The organism is Sulfitobacter sp. HI0129, from assembly GCF_001635395.1.
Classification (GTDB): Bacteria; Pseudomonadota; Alphaproteobacteria; order Rhodobacterales; family Rhodobacteraceae; genus Sulfitobacter.
Window position 1 is genome coordinate 1 of the sequence record NZ_LWGH01000845.1, and the last position, 6,145, is coordinate 6,145.

Below are 6,145 nucleotides of genomic sequence, written 5' to 3' on the forward strand. Positions count from 1 at the left end.
GCGGTCTATGCCGAAGAAGACAAGCTGGGGCTGCACCGCTTCAAGGCGGACGAAGCCTATCGTATCGGCGAAGGGCTGGGCCCGGTGGCGGCCTACCTCAGCATTGACGAGATGATCCGCGTGGCCAAAGCCTCCGGCGCCGACGCGATACACCCGGGCTATGGCCTGCTGTCCGAGAACCCCGAATTCGTCGATGCCTGCGAAAACAACGGCATCGCGTTCATCGGTCCGCGCGCGGAAACCATGCGCGCGCTGGGGGACAAGGCCAGTGCGCGGCGCGTCGCCGTCGAGGCGGGCGTGCCCGTCATTCCCGCGACCGAAGTGCTGGGCGACGACATGGACGAAATCGCCCGCCAGGCCGAAGAGGTGGGCTATCCCCTGATGCTCAAGGCGTCCTGGGGCGGCGGCGGGCGCGGGATGCGGCCCATCATGAAGGCCTCCGAACTCAAGGAAAAGGTCCGCGAGGGCCGGCGCGAGGCGGAGGCGGCCTTTGGCAACGGTGAAGGCTACCTGGAAAAAATGATCCTCAAGGCGCGGCACGTGGAGGTGCAGATCCTCGGCGACAAGCACGGCGGGATCTATCACCTTTTCGAACGCGACTGCTCGGTCCAGCGGCGCAACCAGAAGGTCGTCGAACGCGCACCCGCGCCCTATCTCACGCAGGCTCAGCGGGATGAGCTTTGCGAGCTGGGCCGCCGGATCTGCGCGCATGTGGATTACGAATGCGCGGGTACCGTCGAATTCCTGATGGATATGGCGGATGAGAAATTCTACTTCATCGAAGTGAACCCGCGCGTGCAGGTCGAACATACCGTCACCGAAGAGGTCACGGGCATCGACATCGTGCGCGCGCAGATCCTCATCGCCGAAGGCAAGACCCTGGCGGAGGCGACGGGCAAGGAAAACCAGTCCCAGATCACGCTGAATGGCCACGCGCTCCAGACCCGGGTTACCACCGAGGATCCGCAGAACAATTTCATCCCCGATTATGGCCGCATCACCGCCTATCGCTCCGCCACCGGCATGGGCATCCGGCTCGACGGGGGGACCGCCTACGCGGGCGGGGTGATCACGCGCTATTACGACAGCCTGCTCACGAAGGTGACGGCGAAGGCCCCCACGCCGGAGATGGCCATCGCGCGGATGGACCGGGCGCTGCGCGAATTCCGCGTGCGCGGTGTTTCCACCAATATCGCCTTTGTCGAGAACCTGCTGAAACACCCCACCTTCCTGAACGACGAATACCACACCAAGTTCATCGACCAGACGCCGGAGCTGTTCCAGTTCACCAAGCGGCGCGACCGGGCGACCAAGGTATTGAATTACATCGCCGACATTACGGTGAACGGGCATCCCGAAACCAAGGGCCACCCCCGGCCCCCGGCACATCTGAAGGATCCGCGCCCGCCGGCAAAGCGGGCAGAACCGCAGATGGGCACCCGCAACCTGCTTGAGCAGAAAGGCCCGCAGGCGGTCGCGGACTGGATGAGCCAGCAGCGCCAGTTGCTGATCACCGATACCACGATGCGTGACGGGCACCAGTCCCTTCTGGCGACGCGGATGCGCTCCATCGACATGATCAAGGTGGCACCGGCCTATTCCGCCAACCTGCCGCAGCTTTTCTCCGTCGAATGCTGGGGCGGCGCCACTTTCGATGTGGCCTATCGTTTCCTGCAGGAATGCCCCTGGCAAAGGCTGCGCGACCTGCGCGCGGCGATGCCGAACCTGATGACCCAGATGCTGCTGCGCGCCTCCAACGGCGTCGGCTACACAAACTATCCCGACAACGTGGTGCAGAAGTTCGTCGCCACGGCGGCGGAAACCGGGGTGGACGTCTTCCGCGTTTTCGACAGTCTCAACTGGGTGGAGAACATGCGCGTCGCGATGGACGCGGTGCAGGAGGCGAACAAGGTCTGCGAAGGCACGATTTGCTACACCGGCGATATCTTCGACCCGGACCGGGCCAAGTATGACCTGAAGTACTACGTCGCCATGGGCAAGGAGTTGCGCGACGCGGGGGCCCATGTTCTGGGGCTAAAGGACATGGCAGGGCTGCTGAAGCCCGCGCAGGCCCGCGCGCTGGTCAAGGCGCTCAAGTCAGAGGTCGGCCTGCCCATCCATTTCCACACCCATGACACGGCGGGCATCGCCTGCGCGACGATCCTTGCCGCCTCCGAGGCCGGGGTCGACGCGGTGGATTGCGCGATGGACGCGTTTTCGGGAAATACCTCCCAGGCGACGCTCGGCTCGGTGGTGGAGGCGCTGCGCCATACCGACCGGGATACCGGCCTAAGCATGCCCGCGGTGCGCGAAATCTCGGATTACTGGGAAGAGGTGCGCAAGCACTACGCCGCATTCGAGACCGGGATGCAGGCGCCTTCGTCCGAGGTCTATCTGCACGAGATGCCCGGCGGCCAGTTCACCAACCTCAAGGCACAAGCGGCCTCCATGGGTCTGGATGACCGCTGGCCCGAAGTGGCGCGGACCTATGCGGATGTGAACCAGATGTTCGGCGACATCGTGAAGGTCACGCCCTCGTCCAAGGTGGTGGGGGACATGGCCCTGATGATGGTGAGCCAGGGCCTGACCCGCGCGCAGGTGGAGGACCCGGAGGTCGATGTTTCCTTCCCCGATTCCGTCGTGGACATGATGCGCGGCAATCTGGGCCAGCCCCCCGGCGGCTTCCCGGACCGCATCGTCAAGAAAGTGCTGAAAGGCGAGGAACCGATGACGGAGCGCCCGGGCAAGCACCTCGCCCCGGTGGATCTGGAAGCGACGCGCAAGGAATTGTCCGAAGAGCTTGACGGCATGCGGATCGATGACGACGACCTTTGCGGATACCTGATGTATCCCAAGGTCTTCCTCGATTACATGGGTCGGCACCGGCAATACGGCCCGGTGCGGACGCTGCCCACACGCACATTCTTCTACGGCATGGAACCGGGCGAGGAGATCTCGGCCGAGATCGACCCCGGCAAGACGCTGGAAATCCGCATGCAGGCCACCAGCGACACCAATGAAGACGGTGAGGTGAAGGTCTTCTTCGAACTCAACGGCCAGCCCCGGGTGATCCGGGTCGCCGACCGGGTGGTCAAGGCCAGCGCGGCCCAGCGCCCCAAGGCCGAGGCAGGCAATGAAAACCACGTGGGGGCGCCCATGCCCGGTGTCGTCGCCTCCGTCGGTGCGGTGGCCGGGGCCAAGGTCGCCAAGGGCGATCTGCTGCTGACCATCGAAGCGATGAAGATGGAAACGGGCATCCACGCCGAACGCGCCGCCGTGATCAAGGCCGTACACGTCCAGCCCGGCACCCAGATCGACGCCAAGGACCTGTTGGTGGAACTGGAATAGGCCCCGACTGTCGGGCGGCCGAGGGGTTAATGCCTTGGCCGCCTACTCCATCACTTCCTGCCAAAAAAGAAGTGACAGACGTGTCGTGGGAAGTACCTTAAGAATACTGCGTCCGGTCCATTCGCCGCATTGCCGGGGCAGCGCGCGCGCCTATCATTGCGACATGCCCTACGAATGGACCACTCCGCCGGATGCACCGGCACGGCGGCTCAGGCTCTGGCCGCATCAGTCGCTGCCCCCCAAGGGGTTCGCGGCCTTCATTCTGGCGACCTTCACGCTGATCCTCATCCCCACCTTGCCGTTGCTGGGCACGAAACTGCTTTGGGGGCTGCTTCCCTTTGTGTTGCTGGCGGTGGCCGGGATCTACTTTGCCCTGCAGCGCAATCATCACGCGCGGCGCATCGAAGAGGTGTTGACGCTCGATACCGATACCGCGCGGCTGACACACCGGCGGCCCGACGGGGTGGTGAAGGAATGGGATTGCAACCGCTACTGGACGACCGTCACCAAGTACGAAAAGGGCGGGCCGGTGCCCCATTACGTCACCCTCAGCGGCAAGGGGCGCGAGGTCGAGATCGGCGCGTTTCTGAGCGAGGACGAGCGCATCGCACTTTTCGAGGAACTGCAGCGTTCGCTCGCCCGGTAGAGGGCTTGCGAAAGCGTCAGCTCAGGCGGTTCTTGACCATCGGCCCCACGGTGCCGAAATCCATCTGTCCGGTGTAGCGGGATTTGAGAATGCCCATCACCTTGCCCATGTCGCGGATCGACGTGGCGCCAACCTCGGCCACGGCCTCGTCCACCGCCCGGGCGCTTTCAGCCTCATCCAACTGGCGCGGCAGGAACTCCTCGATCACGCTGATCTCCTCCCGCTCCCGGTCCGCAAGATCGAGCCGCCCGCCTTCTTCGTAGGCGCGGGCCGATTCCAGCCGTTGCTTGGACATCTTGCCCAGAATGGCGAGCACTTCGTCCTCGCTCACCCCTTCGTCCTGCCCGGTAGAGCGGGCGGCGATGTCCTTGTCCTTGATGGCCGCATTGATCAGTCGCAGCGTGGACAGCCGGTTGGCATCCTTGTCCTTCATCGCCTGTTTCAGGGAATCGGAGATCTGGGTACGCAGGGTCATGTCCGGTTGTGGTCCTTTTTGACGCATGAAGACCGGACATTATCCAATGTATTCCGCGCAGGCAATGGCAGCGCCTGCGCGGTGGTTCAGGCGGGTGACGGGGCCATCGCTGCTCTGCCTTCTTCGCCGACGCCGTGGCGCAGGACCACGAAAAGAAACAACGCCATGCTGGCGAGCGTCAGGAATGAGCCCAGAAGCGCCAGCACCTCGGTCCTTCCAAGGATCGCGAGCGCGATCCCCGGGGCCAGCGACAGGACGGCCAGCACCGAAAGCCCGTAGTGCAAACGCGCGAGGCCCGTGGCGGCTGCCCGCGGCGTCAGCGCGTAATAGGCGCCGAAGATCGACATCAGCACGAAGCCCACGAGGTTGAGATGCCCGTGCGCCGGGGACAGCGTATGGTCGCCGGTCGCCGCCATCTGGATACCCCAGACCATCCCGCAAAGCGCGAAGAACGCGCCGGTGGCGACGAAAAGCGTGACGACCGGTCTCATTGCACGGCCTCCGCCTCTGCGCCCAAGGGCGGGCCGGTGAAGGTCAGGTGATGGCGCTCCGCGCTGCGGGTGATCTCTGGCATGTCCTCGGGAATACGGAACTGGCCCTCCGCCATTTCATGAAAGAACTCCTCGAAGCCCCCCGGCGTGAGGATAACGAGATGTCGGGAGGGCACATCGCTCACGACGCGGAATGTGTGTTCCTTGCCGCGTGGTACAAAGACCGCCTGCCCCGGGCCGCGAATGAAACTCTCGCCCTCCAGCCAGAATTCGACATCGCCGGTCAGCACCACGAAGGCTTCGCAGGCATCGGCATGGACATGGCGCGGCGGCCCGGAGGCCGGGGGCGAAACGGACTCGACGATCGACAGGCTCCCGCCCGTTTCCGCGGCCCCGAGAAGCGTTTGATAGGTGACGCCAAGCCATGTGACCGCGTCATGTGCTGTGGATGAGTTCAACATCGTTTCCTCCGCTTTGCTGGGTTGGAAACGAAGGCGCCTTCGTATGCGCAGAATAGGCGAAAGCGTGGTATATAACAAATCGATTGATCGCATAGAATTAATACGAATGGCCAATATAACCAACTTCGATCTGAACCTGCTGCGGGTGCTGGACGCGCTGTTGCAGCATCATTCCACCGTCCGCGCGGGGGAGCATCTGGGCCTTTCGCAGCCCGCCGTTTCCGCCGCCCTCGGGCGATTGCGCAGCGCGCTGGGGGATGAATTGTTCTTTCGCCGGGGTCAGGGGCTGGAGCCCACGCATTTCGCGCTTTCGCTGGAAACTCCGCTGCGCGAAACGCTGGACCGGGTGGAGGCGCTGATCCACGGGGCGAAGGTCTTTGATCCGCAAACGGCGCAGGCGCGGTTCCGCATCTCGGGCAGCGATTTCTTTGCCGAGATGCTGATGCCCCGGCTGGCGGACCGATTGTCCCTGCAGGCGCCGCTGATGCTCGTGCATCTCGTGGACCTCGTCCCTGACAGCTATGCCGATACGCTCGACCGCTACGACGTGGACGTGGCGCTGGTTCCGGAGATGGACCTGCCCGACCGGATCGAATCCCAGCGCATTTTCGGGTCTTCCTTTTCCGTCATCGCGCGGCGGGACCATCCGCGCCTTGCACGGGCGGGGGTGGCGCCGGGGGCGGTTGTTCCCATCGACCTCTTTTGCGACATCGGGCACGTCCTC

Annotated in this window: 6 protein-coding genes; 3 read left to right on the forward strand and 3 right to left on the reverse strand. The window is 64.1% G+C overall.

Annotated features, from left to right (window positions below; genetic code table 11):
- Positions 1-3,348 (forward strand): pyruvate carboxylase (locus A3764_RS19885; RefSeq protein ID WP_067952011.1); only part of this gene is annotated, 3,348 nt, incomplete at its 5' end.
- A gap of 163 nt (positions 3,349-3,511) precedes the next feature.
- On the forward strand, positions 3,512-3,994 hold the full coding sequence (locus A3764_RS19890; RefSeq protein WP_067928301.1) for a DUF2244 domain-containing protein: 483 nt from the start codon (positions 3,512-3,514) through the stop codon (positions 3,992-3,994).
- A 16-nt stretch (positions 3,995-4,010) separates the two neighbouring features.
- Here the strand turns inward: A3764_RS19890 and A3764_RS19895 are convergent, their stop codons facing one another.
- The 3 genes from A3764_RS19895 to A3764_RS19905 form a co-directional block, all read right to left on the reverse strand.
- Complete coding sequence (locus tag A3764_RS19895) at positions 4,011-4,469, reverse strand: GatB/YqeY domain-containing protein (RefSeq protein ID WP_067928298.1); 459 nt, start codon at positions 4,467-4,469, stop codon at positions 4,011-4,013.
- Positions 4,470-4,555: 86 nt separating this feature from the next.
- The gene (locus A3764_RS19900; protein WP_067928294.1) at positions 4,556-4,960 is read right to left on the reverse strand and encodes a hypothetical protein; all 405 of its coding nucleotides are present in this window, start codon (positions 4,958-4,960) and stop codon (positions 4,556-4,558) included.
- Positions 4,957-5,421 (reverse strand): cupin domain-containing protein, encoded by a 465-nt coding sequence (locus tag A3764_RS19905; protein WP_067928291.1) that lies wholly within the window; start codon positions 5,419-5,421, stop codon positions 4,957-4,959. Before A3764_RS19905 ends, A3764_RS19900 begins: the two co-directional genes overlap by 4 nt.
- 106 nt (positions 5,422-5,527) lie before the next feature.
- Here A3764_RS19905 and A3764_RS19910 point away from each other — a divergent pair.
- On the forward strand, positions 5,528-6,145 hold a 618-nt coding region (locus A3764_RS19910; RefSeq protein WP_161487520.1), incomplete at its 3' end, for a LysR family transcriptional regulator.

What these genes read in the sequence shown, in the direction of transcription:
- A3764_RS19900 (WP_067928294.1), bottom strand. Translation starts at nt 4,960, where the DNA reads ATGAGACCGGTCGTCACGCTTTTCGTCGCCACCGGCGCGTTCTTCGCG.
- A3764_RS19890 (WP_067928301.1), top strand. Translation starts at nt 3,512, where the DNA reads ATGCCCTACGAATGGACCACTCCGCCGGATGCACCGGCACGGCGGCTC.
- A3764_RS19895 (WP_067928298.1), bottom strand. Translation starts at nt 4,469, where the DNA reads ATGACCCTGCGTACCCAGATCTCCGATTCCCTGAAACAGGCGATGAAG.
- A3764_RS19905 (WP_067928291.1), bottom strand. Translation starts at nt 5,421, where the DNA reads ATGTTGAACTCATCCACAGCACATGACGCGGTCACATGGCTTGGCGTC.